The organism is Streptomyces sp. NPDC002156 (assembly GCF_053593675.1).
The window spans coordinates 1-15,876 of sequence record NZ_JBSFDA010000035.1 but is presented as its reverse complement, the minus strand read 5'-3'; the positions used below and the strand labels follow the sequence as shown (position 1 = coordinate 15,876).

The window sequence follows — 15,876 nt, the reverse complement described above, 5'->3', positions numbered from 1 at the left end:
CCGCCTACGCGGCCTTCGGCTGTACTGACGGCTGCTGGACCGGCTGGACGCCTACGTCACCACCCTGATGGACGCGCTGGGCTGAGCCCCGCCTTCAGGCGACCGCATCAGCCCCTCACCCCACCCGATAGCCCCGAATCACCCGATACTCCACCGCACTCCCATCAGCGAACCCCGCACTCGCCCGCACCGACACATACCCCCCACCCTTGGGCAGCCCCCGCCCACCGCCAGGCAACGGCACCACCCACGCATCCCGCCCCACCCGCACCAGCCGAACCTTCCGCCAGCTCCCCCCGTCGTCGTACGACACCTCCACCGCCACCGACCGCACCGCCGAAGCCGCCGCCCCCGGCTGCCGCACCAACCGCATCGGCAGAACAGACGCCCGCCCCGTGTTGGTCCGGTCGACAACCGGCGCGAAGTCGAAGGCCGACAGGCCAAGAGCCGACCGCCCGCTCACCTCCCCCGACCGGAACGTCCACGAGCCGCTGATGCTCGTACCCAGCCCGAAGCCGCCGTTGGCCGCACTGCGTTCCGCCGAGTACTCCAGGCGGTAGGTCGATTCCGCCGCCGGGACCGTGCCCGAGGCGTCGGTCCACGGGTAGTTCAGCTCTACGAGTTTCTGGTCGCCGTAGTAGAAGGCGACGCGGCTCTTGTCGTACAGGGAGTAGCCGGTGTGGCCTGCCTGGTCGCCGGCCATCGGGACGTTGAAGGAGAGGCGGTTGCCCTCGCGGGCGACGAATGTCGTACGGGCGAAGCGCGGGCCGGGTACCGCCTTCTGCCAGGTGACCGTGTACCGCTTGCCGGGCCTGTACGTCTCGTAGTTCGTGAAGAACTGTGTCTGGAAGGTGCCGTCGGCCGCGTACTGGTTGTACCGCGTCTCCCACATCGTGTCGTCGGCCTTGTAGTACAGGGTCCGGCTGCTGCCCGGAGTGTCGAACCAGATCGCGCCCGCCGACAGCGCGCTCCCACCCTCCGGCGGGAAGCCGAAGTTGTGCTGGAACGCCCTCGACCCGGCCCCCGGCCCAGCCTTCGGCGTCACTGCGTAGTACTCCTGCTTCACCGTCGCCAGTTCGCTCTGCCGCACCACCCTGCTGAAGTTCGTCGGCAGATGACCTCGCTCGAACCACACCAGGACGTACTCGTACGGCGAGTCGTTGTACGTCCCGTCCGCGCCCTTCTTCGCCCAGAAGCCGCGTACGTCCGCGACCAGCGTGCCCTCCCCCGGGCCCACGTCGTCGCCCAGCGCGGCCGTGAACAGCTTGCCGAAGGAGTCGGCGGTGGCCCGGACACCGAAGCCCACCCCGTTGGTGAATGTGCGATAGAAGCCGACCGAGGCGAGGCGCAGGCTCGCGTCCTTGCGGGGGAGGGTCGCCGAGACGGGGGTGGCCACGCGGGCGTCGAGGACGATCTCGCTGTCGCCGGTCACCGTGAGGGTGGGGCGGGCCAGGATGGTCGTACTGCCGTCCGACGGCGTGACGACGGACGCGTCCACCGTGTAGCGGCCGGCAGGGAGGGAGACCGTGCCCGAGCCGGACGGGTCGTAGACGAAGCGGTAGACCGAGCCGTCCAGGCTGAAGATGTCGGTCCAGTAGCTGGCGGCCGGGTTGCCCGCGCGGTCGATGACCCTGACCGTCAGTTTGTGGGTGGGGGTCGCCTTGGTGATCGTCAGCGGTACGCGGACCGACACTCCACCCGCCGCGTCCACGCCCACCAGCGCGCCCTCGAACACCCCCGTACCGCTCTGCACTCGCGTGTCGGCGGTCACCGTCACCGTCGTCGACCCGCCCGCCGGGACCGTCGCGAGCGCAGGGCTCACCGTGAACATGCCTGCCGGGGCGGCCGAGCCGTCCGGGCCCGTCACCCTCGCCGCGAAGTCCAGAGTCACCGGGTCCGTGCCCTCGTTCCGGTACGTCACCGTCCTGACCACCGGTACGTCGTCGTCGGCCGGAGCCTCCTGGGTGCCCAGGGGCAGGGCGGTGGGGGTGGCGAGGACGGACTGCCGTACAGCCCTCGCCACGTCCACCCGGCCCGCGCCCTGCGCGTTGACGTTCGCACCGGGGGTCGGTGTCGCCGACGCCATCAGGGCCGCCTTCAGCTCGGCCGCCTGCCAGTCGGGGTGCTGGCCGGCCAGCAGGGCCGCCGCCCCGGCCACGTGCGGGGTGGCCATCGACGTACCCGAGACCGAGGTGTAGCCCGGCTCGACCTCCACATAGTCGCTGCCCGCGTGTGCCGCCCGCGCCGCGACGATGTCGACGCCCGGCGCCGTGATCTCCGGCTTGACCGCGCCGTCCACGCGCGGCCCCCGGCTGGAGAAGGACGCCATCACGTCCTGCTTGTCGACGGCGCCCACGGAGAGCGCGGCGTCTGCGGTGGACGGGGAGTCGACCGAGCCGTCCGCGCTGCCGTCGTTGCCCGCGGCGAGCACGAAGAGGGCGCCGGTCTTCGCCGTCAGCGTGTTCACGGCCTCTTCGAGGACGTCCTCGCCCGGGGTGTCGTCACCGCCGAGGCTCATGCTGACGACCTGCGCCCGGGGCGCCGCCCACTCCATCCCGGCCAGGATCGCCGAGTCGGGGCAGGAACGGTCCGGGCACACCTTGCCGATCAGCAGGGACGCGCCCGGCGCCACCCCCTTGTACTTCGCGCCGCCGCCCGCCACCGTCGACGCCACATGCGTGCCGTGCCCGACCGTGTCGTCGGCGTCGGGCGCGTCCGTGAAGTTCACGGCCTTCTTGATCCGCCCGGCCAGGTCGGGATGGGTGGCGTCGACGCCGGTGTCCAGAACGGCGACCGTGACGCCGGTGCCGTCGTACCCGGCCTGCCAGGCGGTGGGCGCGCCGATCTGCGGCACGCTCCGGTCCAGGCTGATCTGCCGCTTGCCGTCCAGCCAGAGCTTGGCGATGCCGCTCGCGGTGCGCAGTCCGGTCGTACGGCTGCCCGCGGTCACCCCGTCCCAGAAGGTGCCCGCGGTCTCCTTCGCGACGGCCACCGCCGCGCCGTCGACGGCGGGGAAGGTACGGATCACCTGGGCGCCGTCCGTCGCACGCAGGCTCCGGCCGCCGAGCGTCGCGTCGGCGTACGTCACGATCGTGGGCAGTACGGCCGTACTCGCGTCGTCGTACCCGGCCGCGACCAGGCCCGTCACGTCGAACAGCCGCTCGTCGACCTGTCCGCCGGCGACGAGGCGGAGGGCGTCGTTCGGGACGACGTACTGGTGGCCGTCCCGCTCGAACTGCTGGAAGCCCATCGCCTCGCGGCCGACCCCGGGCTCGATGGCGACGCCCTCACCGGCCAGGTCCACCCGGTCGCCGGTCACGAGGGTGACCTGGTGGGTGGCGGCGGCCTGTTGTCCGGTTCCGTGGGTCCAGTCGGAGGCAACGGCCTTGTCCGTCACAGCGGTTGCGGGCGTGACCGCCACAACTCCCTGCACCAGCAACGCAGTTGTCAGTACGCCGACCAGTCTTCGGGACATGCGGGACATACGGCCTCCACTGCTGCGGTGGTGACGGTCGTGACTCCGGTCGCCGTCGACTGTCCCCGCCGGTGCGATCTTCCGGGTACTCCCAACCGCCCATAACATCGCGCTATGGATCTGGAGATCCGCCACCTACGCGTCCTGAACGCCATCGCCGACACCGGCTCCATCACCCGTGCCGCCGCGACCCTCGGCTTCACCCAGCCCGCACTGACCGCCCAACTCCAGCGCATCGAACGGGTGTTGGGCGGCGCGTTGTTCGTACGGGACGGCAGTGGCTCCCGGCCGACCGCGTTCGGCGCGATGGTGCTGGCCCACGCGCACGGCATCCTCACCGCCCATGAGGACCTCATGCGTGACGTACGGCAGCGGGGCCCCGACGACTCCGACCTGACCGCCCTGCGGCTCGGCTCGGTCCCCGGCCCGCTCACCGCCGTACTGGTCACCACCGCGCGCCGGCTCCTCCCCCGGGCCGAGATCACCCTGCACACCTGCGACACGGAGGAGGAGCAGCTCGAACTGCTCGCGGGCGGCCGGCTCGACTTCGGGCTGGTCGTCGACTACCCGGAGTACGAGCTGGCCCTGCGCCCCGGACTCAGCGACGCCCTGCTCGCCGTCGACCCCGTCTTCGTACTGATCGCCGAACGGCACCCGCTCGCCGCCCGGCCCGAGATACCCCTCACGGCACTCTCCGGCGAGGCCTGGCTCGCGGGAGAGAACAAGGACGTACGGATGCGGGCGCAGTTCCGGGCCGCGTGCCGCCGGGCCGGGTTCACCCCGCGCCGGGTGCAGCGGCTGAGCGCGAGCGTGGTGTTCCCGCTGGTCGGACAGGGGCACGGGGTCGCTCTCGCGCACCCGCTGGTGACCGAGCGCGAGGGTGTCGTCGTACGGCCGCTGACCGGGGACCCGATGGGCGTGCGGCAACGGCTGGTGTGGGCGGCGCACAGCCCTCTCGCCGAGCATGCGCCCGCGCTGTTCGACGCGCTCACGAAGGCGTACTGGGCGGAGGTGCAGCGGGCGGGGGTGTACTGGGAGTGGCTGGCGGACAAGGGCCGGCTGCCCCCACTCCCGCCCTCGCCCGCCACTCTCTGAGCAAGCGCTTAGAAAAGTGCGGCCCGAGTCACACCGCCACACCCGTGACCGGGACCATACGTACGGGTAACTTCCCAAGCAGGTTCGCTTACCCTCGTAACGCCAATGGAGCCGTCATGCCGGAAGCCGTCATCGTCTCGACCGCCCGCTCCCCCATCGGACGCGCCTTCAAGGGCTCCCTCAAGGAACTGCGCGCCGACGATCTCACCGCCACGATCATCCAGGCCGCACTGGCCAAGGTCCCCGAGCTGGACCCGCGGGACATCGACGACCTGATGCTCGGCTGCGGTCTGCCCGGCGGTGAGCAGGGCAACAACCTCGGGCGGATCGTCGCCGTGCAGATGGGCATGGACTACCTGCCGGGCTGCACGATCACCCGTTACTGTTCCTCGTCGCTCCAGACGTCCCGGATGGCACTGCATGCCATCAAGGCGGGCGAGGGCGACGTCTTCATCTCGGCCGGTGTCGAGATGGTCTCCCGGTTCACGAAGGGCAACTCGGACTCGCTGCCCGACACGCGCAACCCGATCTTCGCCGAGGCCGAGGCCCGTACGGCCGCCGTCGCCGAGCAGGAGGGCACCTCCTGGCACGACCCGCGCGAGGACGGTCTCGTACCGGACGCCTACATCTCGATGGGCCAGACCGCCGAGAACCTCGCCCGCGTGAAGGGCGTGACGCGGCTGGACATGGACGAGTTCGGTGTCCGTTCGCAGAACCTCGCCGAGGAAGCCATCAAGAACGGCTTCTGGGAGCGCGAGATCACCCCGGTGACGCTGCCCGACGGCACGGTGGTCTCGAAGGACGACGGTCCGCGTGCGGGGGTGACGCTGGAGGGGACCCAGGGGCTGAAGCCGGTGTTCCGTCCGGACGGGCTGGTCACGGCCGGCAACTGCTGCCCGCTGAACGACGGCGCCGCGGCCGTCGTGATCATGAGCGACACGAAGGCGCGCGAGCTGGGTCTGACCCCGCTGGCCCGGATCGTGTCGACCGGCGTCTCCGGCCTCTCCCCCGAGATCATGGGCCTCGGCCCGGTGGAAGCGTCCCAGCAGGCGCTGCGCCGCGCCGGCCTCACCATCGACGACATCGACCTGGCCGAGATCAACGAGGCGTTCGCCGCCCAGGTGATCCCCTCCTACCGCGACCTCGGCCTCCCGCTGGAGAAGCTGAACGTGAACGGTGGCGCCATCGCCGTCGGCCACCCCTTCGGCATGACGGGCGCGCGGATCACCGGCACGCTGATCAACTCCCTCCAGTTCCACGACAAGCAGTTCGGCCTGGAGACGATGTGCGTCGGCGGCGGCCAGGGCATGGCGATGGTCATCGAGCGCCTGAGCTGACGGTAGTTGACAGGAAACTCTGCGTGAGAGAGCGGCCCGGAACCCCGCAACCACCGGGGTTCTGGGCCGTTTTGTGATCCAATCTCCCCCAGGATGTGACCTATCTCGCTCCGAAGAGGTATTTGTGCAGGTCACCTGGGGTTCGACCCCAAACATCAGGCCCAAAGTCCTGTCCGTTTCGTGACGTTACGCACTGACAGGTGGTTAGTCCACCCTTCAAGCTGATGTAGGAAGTCGGGGGTCGACTTTGAACCGGGAGTACGTCAGTGAGCGCTACGCCTCTTGCTCTGCTGCTCGCCACAGCCACCGTCACCACGGCTGTGGGCGTCGCCGTTCTGCGCACCTTGCTGGGACTGCGTCGACAGATCGCGGCCCTGCACACCGAGCTGGCCGCCCAGAGCCTCGCCGTCGGGGCGCACGGTCTCGTGCCGCAGGCCCGCACGCCCCGTGACACCGACGAGATACGCGCTGCCGTGGCCGAGGCGCTCGCCGAGGAGCGGGAGCGGGAGCTTGCCGAGGCGCGTGCCTTCTGGGCCGCCCAGGAGGCCCGTGACGCCTCCGACGCCCCCTCCCTGCTCGGCCTCCCCGACAGCGAACTGTTCCTGCCGCGTCCGGCGGACTTCGCGGGCCTGGAGTCCCTGGAGCCGGTGACCGAGCCCAGCACGGAGGCCGACGAGTTCGCGGGCGAGTCCGCCGAACTGGCCGCGGCCCGCCGCCGGCACCCGTCCCACCCGGACTTCGTCCCGGCCCAGTCGCCCATCGTGAACGACCACGAACGCACGGTCGCCTGCCTGGAGGACCTCGCCGACTCCCGCACCGCCCTGGCCGACGTCCGCCCCGGCCCCCTGGGCACCCTCGACGTCTACGTCTTCACGGACGGCACGACCCTCTGCATGACCCCCGGCCACCGCGAAACCGCCGAACGCCTCTCCGCAGCCCTCCGCGCAGGCGAGGCCCCGGTCCTCCTCGGCGGCTCCGGCATCTCGGGCGCCTACGCCCTCACCTTCGAATGCGGCGAGGAAACGGTCTACGTACTGGCGGACAGGGTCATAGCGTCCCTGTAGCCAGTTGCGGTCCCTGGACGCGGGTGGGCCGGTCACGGTCGCTGGTCGCGGGCAGGCGGTGGGTTTTCCGTCGCGGCAAGGGGCTGAGCATTCAATCGCCGCCAGCAGGGGCGCCCCGATAGGGGCGCGGGGAACTGCGCGACAAGCCCCCACCGGCCGCAAGCCGACAACGAACCCCTCAGACCCCCGCCCGCTGCTGAGCCTCCGCAACAAGAGCCAACGCCGAAGCCAACTCCCCCTCACTCCGAAGAACCAGCGCCAAATCATGCGCGGCGACAGTCACTTGATCCGCCCCCGCGAACATCCCCACATCCGGCATGACGAGCGGCTCACCCCCCGGCGACTCCAACAGCTGGGCACGCCGTGCCAACTCCCTGGCCAACCCCAACGCCTCAGCGGCAGCGCCCCGCTGCAACCGACTCTGCGGCGCCGCCCGCAAACGATCGGCAAAGTGATCCACTGCGCGCGTCAAAGGCGAGGTATCCAGCACGCCGTGAGACTAACGGTCGCACCTGGACTGTTGCCAACAACCCAACCCTCAGGCACGGTGGCGTGAAGGACCGGCTTACATCCCCTTTGCGTCCGGAGGCGCCGATGTCCCACGTCCTCTCCGAGGAGACCCACCGCAACATGCTCGCCCGCATCCCCCACTGCACCGGTCGTGAAGTATCCGACTGGCTGCGCACCGTCGACGAAGGCCCCTCCCTCTTCCGCTTCGAGGAGAAGGTCAGCTGGCTCCGGCACGAGCACAATCTCGCGTACGGCCACGCCAAGGCGATCATTCACGAGTACGACATGAGGAGGGCCGCGCGCAAGCTCCTCTGAGAGCCCGGGGCGCGCACGCACCGACACCACGACGACAGAAGGGCCCCGGGAGTGACCCCGGGGCCCTTCTACTGCCTACTGGAGGCCGTCGTACTAGTCGTCACCCTGAAGGATGGCGATCAGCCGCAGGAACTCCAGGTAGATCCAGACCAGCGTCATGGTCAGACCGAAGGCGGCCAGCCAGGCCTCCTCGCGCGGCGCGCCGTAGGCGATGCCGTCCTCGACCTGCTTGAAGTCGAGAGCCAGGAAGCACGCACCGAGCAGGATGCCGATGATGCCGAACATGATGCCGAGGCCACCGCTGCGGAAGCCGAGGCCGTCACCGCCGCCGAAGACGGCGAACAGCAGGTTCACTGCCATCAGGAGGACGAAGCCGAGCGCGGCCGCCATCACGAAGCCGTAGAAGCGGCGGTTGACGCGGATCCAGCCCGCCTTGTACGCCACGAGCACGGCGGTGAAGACCGCCAGCGTGCCGATCACGGCCTGCATGGCCGCACCGCTCGCGATGCGGTTGTCGACCACGCTGGAGACGACGCCGAGGAAGACACCCTCGAGCGCCGCGTACGTCACGATCAGCGCGGGCGAGGCCTTGCGCTTGAAGGACTGGACGAGGCCGAGGACCATCGCGACCAGACCGGCGCCGATGGCGATGCCGTAGGACCGGTTGATGTTCGCGTCGTCGACCGGCAGCAGCGCCCAGGCGAGCGCCGCCGTGACGACCAGCACACCAAGGGTGGTGGCGGTCCGCATGACGACGTCGTCGATCGTCATCCGGCCGGTGGTGACCGGGGCCTGCGGCGGCGCGCCGTGCTGAAGGTCCTGCTGGGCGTAGGGGTTGGTCGCGTACGGGTTGCCACCCTGCTGGGCCTGCTGGTCCGCATACGGGTTGCCCGACTGCGTACCGACAGCGGCGCCCCCGGCCTGCGGCGCGGTGTTGAAACCCGCGTAGCCGTTGTCGCGGCTGAACCCCCGTCGCGAGAAGACCGGGTTGCTGCTCCTCATTTCACTCCTCCATGGACACGATGCGTGGCCTTGGGCTCAAGAGTAATAGGTGGGCAAAGGATTGACCCTAGTGCTTGGGGAGGATCTTTCCCTTGTCCTGTCGCGAACACGCTACGCGCCCGCCTGATTCCCTGCCATGGAGCCCCCCGGTAGGCAACGTCACTCCAAAGGGAACCCCGTGTACCCCTCCGCCAGATCCGTCTCCGCCGAACGGGCGGTGGCGATCCGCTCCAGCCGCGCCAGCTGCAGCCGGTCGTCGAAGGGAGTGGCGTCCGGGGAGCGGTGCAGCAGGGTCGTCATGTCGTACGAGAACCGCTCGGCCTGCCAGACCCGGCGCAGACAGGTCTCGGAGTAGGCGTCGAGCAGCTCCGCCGAGCCCGTCTCCTTCTGGTGCGTCAGGGCGCGCGCGAAGGTGACGACGTCCCCGACGGCGAGGTTGAGGCCCTTGGCGCCGGTCGGCGGGACGATGTGCGCGGCGTCCCCGGCGAGGAACAGCCGTCCGTACCGCATCGGCTCGTGGACGTAACTCCGCATCGGGGTCACGGACTTCTGGGTGATGGGCCCCCGGTCGAGCTTCCAGCCGTCGGCGGTCTCGAAGCGCCGCTCCAGCTCGTCCCAGATCTCCTCGTCGCTCCACGCCTCGGCGTCGGTGCCGTCCGGCACCTGGAGGTAGAGGCGGGAGACGGACGGGGAGCGCATGGAGAGCAGGGCGAAGCCGCGGTCGTGGCGGGCGTAGACCAGCTCGTCGTGCGAGGGCGGTACGTCGGCGAGGATGCCGAGCCAGCCGAAGGGGTACGACCGTTCGAAGACCCGGGTGAGTTCGGCGGGGATCGCCGTACGGGCCACGCCCCAGAAGCCGTCGCACCCGACGACGTACTCGCACTCCAGTACGTCCTCGCGCCCCTCGTGCCGGAACCGCACCCGAGGACTGCCACCGTCCGCCCCCTCCAGTCCCTCCACCGCCAGCGCCTCCGCCTCGAAGAGCAGCGGGCCGCCCTCGGCCAGCTGGAGGGCGATGAGGTCCTTGCAGACCTCCGTCTGCGCGTACACCATCACGGACCGGCCGCCGGTGAGGGCGGGGAAGTCGACGCGGTGGCGCTTCTTGTCGTACCGCAGTTCGATGCCGTCGTGACGCAGGCCCTCGCGGTCCATGCGCGCACCCGCCCCGGCGGCACGCAGCACGTCGACGGTCCCCTGTTCCAGGATCCCTGCGCGCTGCCGGTGCTCCACGTACTCCCGGTCCCGGCTCTCCAGGACGACCGAGTCGATACCGGCGTTGTGGAGCAGCCGCGCGAGCAGGAGCCCCGCGGGGCCGGCTCCGATGATGCCGACGGTGGTACGCATCGGTCGTTCCCTTCATGCAGTACGTTCATACGAGGGGTGTTCGTATAGTGAAACTTTCTTCACTCACTTCCTGGAATGAGTGTCTGACCGCATACGCCCGCTGTCAACGATTCCGCAGCCAAGACTTCAATGGATGAAGCACCGACAAATCCGGCATACGACGGTCGGAGGTGCCCGGAGCCGGACTTGAACCGGCACGCCCGCGAAGGGGCAGCGAGGTTTAAGCTCGCCGTGTCTGCATTCCACCATCCGGGCAGGCCCTGGGCTCCGCATCGAGGTTCCGAGCCTATCGGGACGCCTCACCCGAACTGCGGGTGAGGGGACCGATGTTGTCTTATTTTATTGACGTCTGAGGGTGCATCAGCACCTGGAACGGGCCATCCGCACTTGCCAGTAGCCTTTCGCGAGGCAGCCCGGCCCGCATGCGGAATGACGGAATTTCACCGCCCGAACAAGGGGGCTCCACCTGTTCTTGTCATGGCCCCTGGCACTTGCCACAGCTCCCTCGTAGGGGACGCCCGTCATCCCCAGGTATGACACAGGCGCACCGGGTCCGTCCCAAGACTGCCTTCGGAACCGGAACAGCGGCTGACTACACGGCGGTCCCCGGCCATGACGATGGTTCACGAGCCTCAGACCTCAGAAGTCGAAACTCGTCGAACCTTCCGACAGGAGCCCGCCCGTGACCACCACCCCCCTCGCCGACCGGACCACCACGACAGTGGCCGCCCGCGCCACGGAACTGTCCAAGGTCTACGGACAGGGTGAGACGCGGGTCGTCGCCCTCGACCAGGTCTCCGTCGACTTCAAGCAGGCCGAGTTCACCGCGATCATGGGCCCGTCCGGCTCCGGCAAGTCCACGCTGATGCACTGCGTGGCGGGCCTGGACTCCTTCTCCTCCGGCTCCGTGCGGATCGGCGACACCGAGCTGGGCTCCCTCAAGGACAAGCAGCTCACCAAGCTCCGCCGGGACAAGATCGGCTTCATCTTCCAGGCGTTCAACCTGCTGCCGACGCTGACCGCCCTGGAGAACATCACCCTCCCGATGGACATCGCGGGCCGTAAGCCGGACAAGCAGTGGCTGGACTCGGTGATCTCGATGATCGGCCTCGCCGACCGGCTCCGCCACCGCCCGTCCCAGCTCTCCGGCGGCCAGCAGCAGCGCGTCGCGGTGGCCCGGGCGCTGGCCTCCCGCCCCGACATCATCTTCGGCGACGAACCGACCGGGAACCTCGACTCCCGCGCGGGCGCCGAGGTACTGGGCTTCCTGCGCAACTCCGTACGGGAACTGGGTCAGACGGTCGTGATGGTCACCCACGACCCGGTGGCGGCGGCGTACGCGGACCGGGTGGTGTTCCTCGCGGACGGCCGGATCGTGGACGAGCTGTACGGCCCGACGGCGGACGGCGTCCTGGACCGCATGAAGCGGCTCGACACACGGACCGTCCGCACCAGCTGACGTCCACTCAACTCCCGTAGCCCTGCTTCCACTTCACCCGACGGACTGAGACGACACCCCATGTTCCGTACCGCCCTGCGCAACGTACTCGCGCACAAGGCCAGGCTTCTGATGACCGTGCTCGCCGTGATGCTCGGCGTGGCGTTCGTGTCCGGGACCCTGGTCTTCACCAACACCCTCTCGAACGCCCTCCAGAACAGCTCCGCCAAGGGGTTCGACCAGGTCGACGTCGCCGTGCAGGCACGCCCCCGGGACGATGTGGGCGACAAGATCGGCAAGACCCCGGAGCTGACGCGGGCCCTGCTCGACGAGAGCGCGAAGGTCCCGGGTGCCGCCTCCGCCATCGGTGTCGTGACCGGCTTCACGGCCATAGCCGACAAGGACGGCAAGCTCGTCGGCGACGGATTCCAGTCGCAGGGCGGGAACTTCTGGGGCGACAAGGACGCCCGCTACCCGCTCAAGGACGGCACCGCGCCGCGCGGCGCGAACCAGGTCGCCCTCGACGCGAAGACCGCCGAGCGGGCCGGCTACCAGGTCGGCGACACCGTGCGCCTGTCGGTGGACGGCCCGGTGCTCACCCCCACCGTCTCCGGCATCTTCACCACGGACGACGGCAATGTGGCGGCCGGCGGCAGCCTCGCCCTCTTCGACACGGCGACCGCGCAGCAGCTGTTCGGCAAGACGGGCACGTACGACGAGATCGACGTCAAGGCGGCGGCAGGGACGAGCCAGACCGCACTCAAGGCGGCCCTGGACAAGGCCCTGCCGGGCGACACGATCGAGACCACGACAGGCACCCAACTGGCCGACGACCAGGCCAAGTTCATCTCCTCCTCGATGAGCGGCCTCAAGCAGGGCCTGCTGGTCTTCGCCGGCATCGCGCTCTTCGTCGGTACGTTCATCATCGCCAACACCTTCACCATGCTGGTCGCCCAGCGCACCAAGGAACTGGCTCTGATGCGCGCGGTCGGTGCCTCGCGCCGCCAGGTCACGCGGTCGGTGCTGATCGAGGCGTTCGTGGTCGGCGCGGTGGCGGCGGTGACCGGACTGATCACAGGCATCGGGATCGGGGCCGGACTGAAGGCACTCCTCGGACTGCTCGGCGCGACCGTGCCCGACGGACCGCTGATCGTCACGCCCGGCACGGTCGGCGCGGCCCTCGCGGTCGGCATCCTCATCACCATGCTGGCGGCCTGGCTGCCCGGCCGCCGCGCCGCGAAGATCCCCCCGGTGGCCGCGATGAGCAGCGTCCACGCGACCGCGACGACCAAGTCGCTGGTCCTGCGCAACACGCTGGGCGCGCTCTTCTCGGGCGCGGGCGTCGCCGTCGTCCTCGCGGCCACGACGATGAGCGGCTCGGACGGCCAGGCCCCCATGGGCATCGGCGCCGTACTCCTCATCATCGGCGTCTTCATCCTCACCCCGCTGCTCTCCCGCCCGCTGATCGCCGCCGCGGCCCCGCTGATGCGCGTGTTCGGTGTCTCCGGGAAGCTGGCCCGCCAGAACTCGGTCCGCAATCCCCGTCGTACGGCCGCCACGGCCTCCGCGCTGATGATCGGGCTCACCCTCATCACCGGTATGACGGTGATGGCGGGCAGCCTCCAGAAGTCGATCGACAAGATGGCCTCGTCCTCGATCAGGGCGGACTACGTCGTCTCCATGGCCAACGGCATGGAACTCTCCCCCGAGGTCGCCGAGAAGCTGGCGAGGACGACCGGCGTGACCGCCCTCAGCCCCATGCGCAACACCCCCGCGCGCATCGACGGCTCCACGGAGTACCTGACCGGCGTCACCGGCTCCGCGTTCGGGAAGCTGACCCAACTGCCGATCAACGAAGGCGCGTTCGCGATCGGCGCCACCCAGGTCGTCGTGGACGAGTGGACGGCCGACTCCCATGGCTGGAAGGCGGGTTCGGCCTTCACCATCGGCTACGAGGACGGCAAGAAGCAGCGGCTGACGGTGGCGGGCGTGTACGAGGGCAACGAGATGATCAGCGGCCTTCTCGTCGACGACAGCCTTCTGGCCCCGCACCGGACGGCCGCCGACGACATCGGCGACATGCAGGTCATGGTGAAGACCTCGGGCGGCGCGACGGACGCGACGAAGGACCGGCTGGAGCAGGCCCTGGGCACCAACCCGGCGATCCAGATCCAGGACAAGAAGGACATCTCCAACGAGATCGCCAGCATGTTCACCCTGATGCTGAACATGCTCTACGGCCTCCTGGCGATGGCCGTCCTGGTCGCGGTCCTCGGGGTCATCAACACCCTGGCCATGTCGGTCTTCGAACGCTCCCAGGAGATCGGCATGCTCCGCGCGATCGGCCTCGACCGCAAGGGCATCAAGCGCATGGTCCGCCTGGAATCCCTGGTCATCTCCGTCTTCGGCGGCGTCCTGGGCATCGGCCTGGGCGTGTTCTTCGGCTGGGCGGCCGGCGAACTCATCGGCACCAGCATGCCGACGTACGAACTCGTCCTGCCCTGGGCCAGGATGGCGTTCTTCCTGCTCCTCGCCGCCACGGTGGGCGTCCTGGCGGCCCTGTGGCCGGCCCGGCGCGCGGCCCGGCTGAACATGCTGGCGGCGATCAAGTCGGAGTAGGCAAGGCAGCGGCCGGGCCCCGCTCGTAAGGAGCGGGGCCCGACGTCGACGTACTCCCTTCCCCGGTCAGTTCCAGGTACGGGAACGCAGCGGCATCCCGGAGTCGCCGTCGCCCGAGGTCCGTACTGCGAGAACCTGGTTGACGCCGATCCGGTTGTGCTCGAAGGCGAGGGCGGAGGCGGCCATGTACAGCCGCCAGACGCGGGCCCGCCCCGGGCTGGTGAGCTGCTGGGCGCGCGCCCAGTCACCCTCCAGGTTGGTCACCCACTGCCGCAGCGTCAGGGCGTAGTGCTCCCGGATGGACTCGACGTCACGCACCTCGAACCCGGCCCGTTCGAGCTGGGTGACGGTGGTGCCGATGGGCTCGAGTTCGCCGTCCGGAAAGACATAGGCGTCGATGAACCCGTCGAGGCTGTAAGCGCCCTCGTCCACGCGCGGCCGACGGGCGATCTGATGATTGAGCAACCGCCCACCGGGCTTCAGCAGGGCATACAGATCACGTGCGTACGTCAGATACTGCTCGCTCCCCACATGCTCGGCCATCCCCACGGAGGAGACGGCGTCGAAGGGCCCGTCGGTGACGTCCCGGTAGTCCTGCACCCGGATCTCGACCCGGTCCGTGAGCCCCTGGTCGGCGACGCGCTTACGGGCGTACGCGGCCTGCTCCTGCGAGAGGGTGACTCCGACGACGTGTACGCCGTGCTCGCGGGCGGCATGGATGGCGAGGGAGCCCCAGCCGCAGCCGACGTCGAGGAGCCGCAGACCGGGCACGAGGGCGAGCTTGCGACAGACGAGGTCGAGCTTGTCGCGCTGGGCGCCCTCAAGAGTGCCGGAGTCGGAGGTTCCTCCGGGGGCATCCCAGTAGGCACAGGAGTACACCATGGACGGCCCGAGAACGATCTCGTAGAAGTCGTTGCCGACGTCGTAGTGGTGGCTGACGGCTCGCTTGTCGGTGCGCTTGGTGTGGAGGTGCCGGCGCCGGCGCGGAACCTCTTCACGGGGCGGAGCAGGAGGTACAGGCGGCCCGGCCATCTTCACGAGCCCGCGCACCGCTGCCCGCGCCTCGGGGTCACGCAGCGCCTCGGCGAGGGTCCGGGCGTCCTCCCCGCGCTCCCAGACCAGCCCGGACAGCAGGTCGAGGGCGGCGTAGAAGTCCCCCTCGATGTCCAGGTCGCCTGCGACCCAGGCCCGGGCGAGTCCCAGTTCGCCCGGTTTCCACAGCAGCCGGCGCAGGGCGCGGCGGTTGCGGACGACCAGGGCGGGGGCGCCGGGCGGGCCTGCCTCCGAACCGTCCCAGGCGCGGATGCGCATCGGGAGCGGGGCACCCAGCAACTGTTCGGCGTAGCTCTGCAGCCGCGACGCGGCTTCGGGCATGACGCACACCTCCGTTACGGCACAACCGGGAATGTCCAACACCCACGAAAACACCAACACGCCTGGCGCGCAGTCCCCCGGAGGGATCACAACTGGGCAAAGGGGCTGCCCAGGGGGGCAGGGCGGCTGCGTCGGACGCCGATTTTCCTTCGCCCCCGCCGCCCCTACCCGTCCCATCCCTGGGGGCTGCGCCCCCGAACCCCCGCTACGGCCCTGAAGGGGCCTTGTCCTCAAACGCCGGACGGGCTGGGTATGTCAGCCCGTCCGGCGTTCGAGGAAGAGCGCGTTCAGCGCGACTTTCCC

At 69.7% G+C, this 15,876-nt stretch carries 11 protein-coding genes and 1 tRNA gene; 6 read left to right on the top strand and 6 right to left on the bottom strand.

Translation table 11 applies throughout. From position 1 onward, the window contains the following. Positions 1-115 precede the first annotated feature (115 nt). Complete coding sequence (locus ACWCRB_RS16950; protein WP_450996792.1) at positions 116-3,484, bottom strand: S8 family serine peptidase; 3,369 nt, start codon at positions 3,482-3,484, stop codon at positions 116-118. 105 nt (positions 3,485-3,589) lie between these two features. Between ACWCRB_RS16950 and ACWCRB_RS16945 the strand changes: the two genes are divergently transcribed. The 3 genes from ACWCRB_RS16945 (at position 3,590) to ACWCRB_RS16935 (ending at position 6,971) form a co-directional block, all read left to right on the top strand. Further along, entirely contained in the window at positions 3,590-4,570 is a 981-nt protein-coding gene (locus ACWCRB_RS16945) for a LysR family transcriptional regulator (protein WP_450996791.1), read from the top strand. 116 nt (positions 4,571-4,686) lie between these two features. Further along, entirely contained in the window at positions 4,687-5,907 is a 1,221-nt protein-coding gene (locus tag ACWCRB_RS16940) for an acetyl-CoA C-acetyltransferase (protein WP_405537065.1), read from the top strand. 266 nt (positions 5,908-6,173) lie between these two features. Then, entirely contained in the window at positions 6,174-6,971 is a 798-nt protein-coding gene (locus ACWCRB_RS16935; RefSeq protein ID WP_450996790.1) for a hypothetical protein, read from the top strand. A 178-nt stretch (positions 6,972-7,149) separates the two neighbouring features. On the opposite strand, the gene ACWCRB_RS16930 is transcribed toward ACWCRB_RS16935, so the two are convergent. Beyond that, positions 7,150-7,461 carry a hypothetical protein gene (locus ACWCRB_RS16930; protein WP_235478138.1) on the bottom strand — a complete coding sequence of 104 codons (312 nt, stop codon included), beginning with the start codon at positions 7,459-7,461 and terminating at the stop codon, positions 7,150-7,152. 104 nt (positions 7,462-7,565) lie between these two features. Here ACWCRB_RS16930 and ACWCRB_RS16925 point away from each other — a divergent pair, with 104 nt between their 5' ends. Further along, positions 7,566-7,796 (top strand): DUF4287 domain-containing protein, encoded by a 231-nt coding sequence (locus tag ACWCRB_RS16925; RefSeq protein WP_235478137.1) that lies wholly within the window; start codon positions 7,566-7,568, stop codon positions 7,794-7,796. Positions 7,797-7,889: 93 nt separating this feature from the next. Here ACWCRB_RS16925 and ACWCRB_RS16920 read toward each other — a convergent pair whose 3' ends face one another. The 3 genes from ACWCRB_RS16920 to ACWCRB_RS16910 form a co-directional block, all read right to left on the bottom strand. Further along, on the bottom strand, positions 7,890-8,798 hold the full coding sequence (locus ACWCRB_RS16920) for a Bax inhibitor-1/YccA family protein (RefSeq protein WP_450996789.1): 909 nt from the start codon (positions 8,796-8,798) through the stop codon (positions 7,890-7,892). Between the two features lie 159 nt (positions 8,799-8,957). Next, the gene (locus ACWCRB_RS16915) at positions 8,958-10,142 is read right to left on the bottom strand and encodes a 4-hydroxybenzoate 3-monooxygenase (RefSeq protein ID WP_450996788.1); all 1,185 of its coding nucleotides are present in this window, start codon (positions 10,140-10,142) and stop codon (positions 8,958-8,960) included. Positions 10,143-10,313: 171 nt separating this feature from the next. Further along, a tRNA-Leu gene (locus ACWCRB_RS16910) sits at positions 10,314-10,397 on the bottom strand. 427 nt (positions 10,398-10,824) lie between these two features. On the opposite strand from ACWCRB_RS16910, the gene ACWCRB_RS16905 reads away from it, so the two are divergent. Next, a complete protein-coding gene (locus ACWCRB_RS16905; protein WP_450996787.1) occupies positions 10,825-11,601 on the top strand; it encodes an ABC transporter ATP-binding protein in 777 nt (258 codons plus the stop codon). A gap of 60 nt (positions 11,602-11,661) precedes the next feature. Next, on the top strand, positions 11,662-14,199 hold the full coding sequence (locus ACWCRB_RS16900) for an ABC transporter permease (protein WP_450996786.1): 2,538 nt from the start codon (positions 11,662-11,664) through the stop codon (positions 14,197-14,199). 66 nt (positions 14,200-14,265) lie between these two features. Here the strand turns inward: ACWCRB_RS16900 and ACWCRB_RS16895 are convergent, their stop codons facing one another. Beyond that, complete coding sequence (locus ACWCRB_RS16895) at positions 14,266-15,573, bottom strand: class I SAM-dependent methyltransferase (protein WP_450996785.1); 1,308 nt, start codon at positions 15,571-15,573, stop codon at positions 14,266-14,268. Between the last annotated feature and the right edge of the window lie 303 nt (positions 15,574-15,876).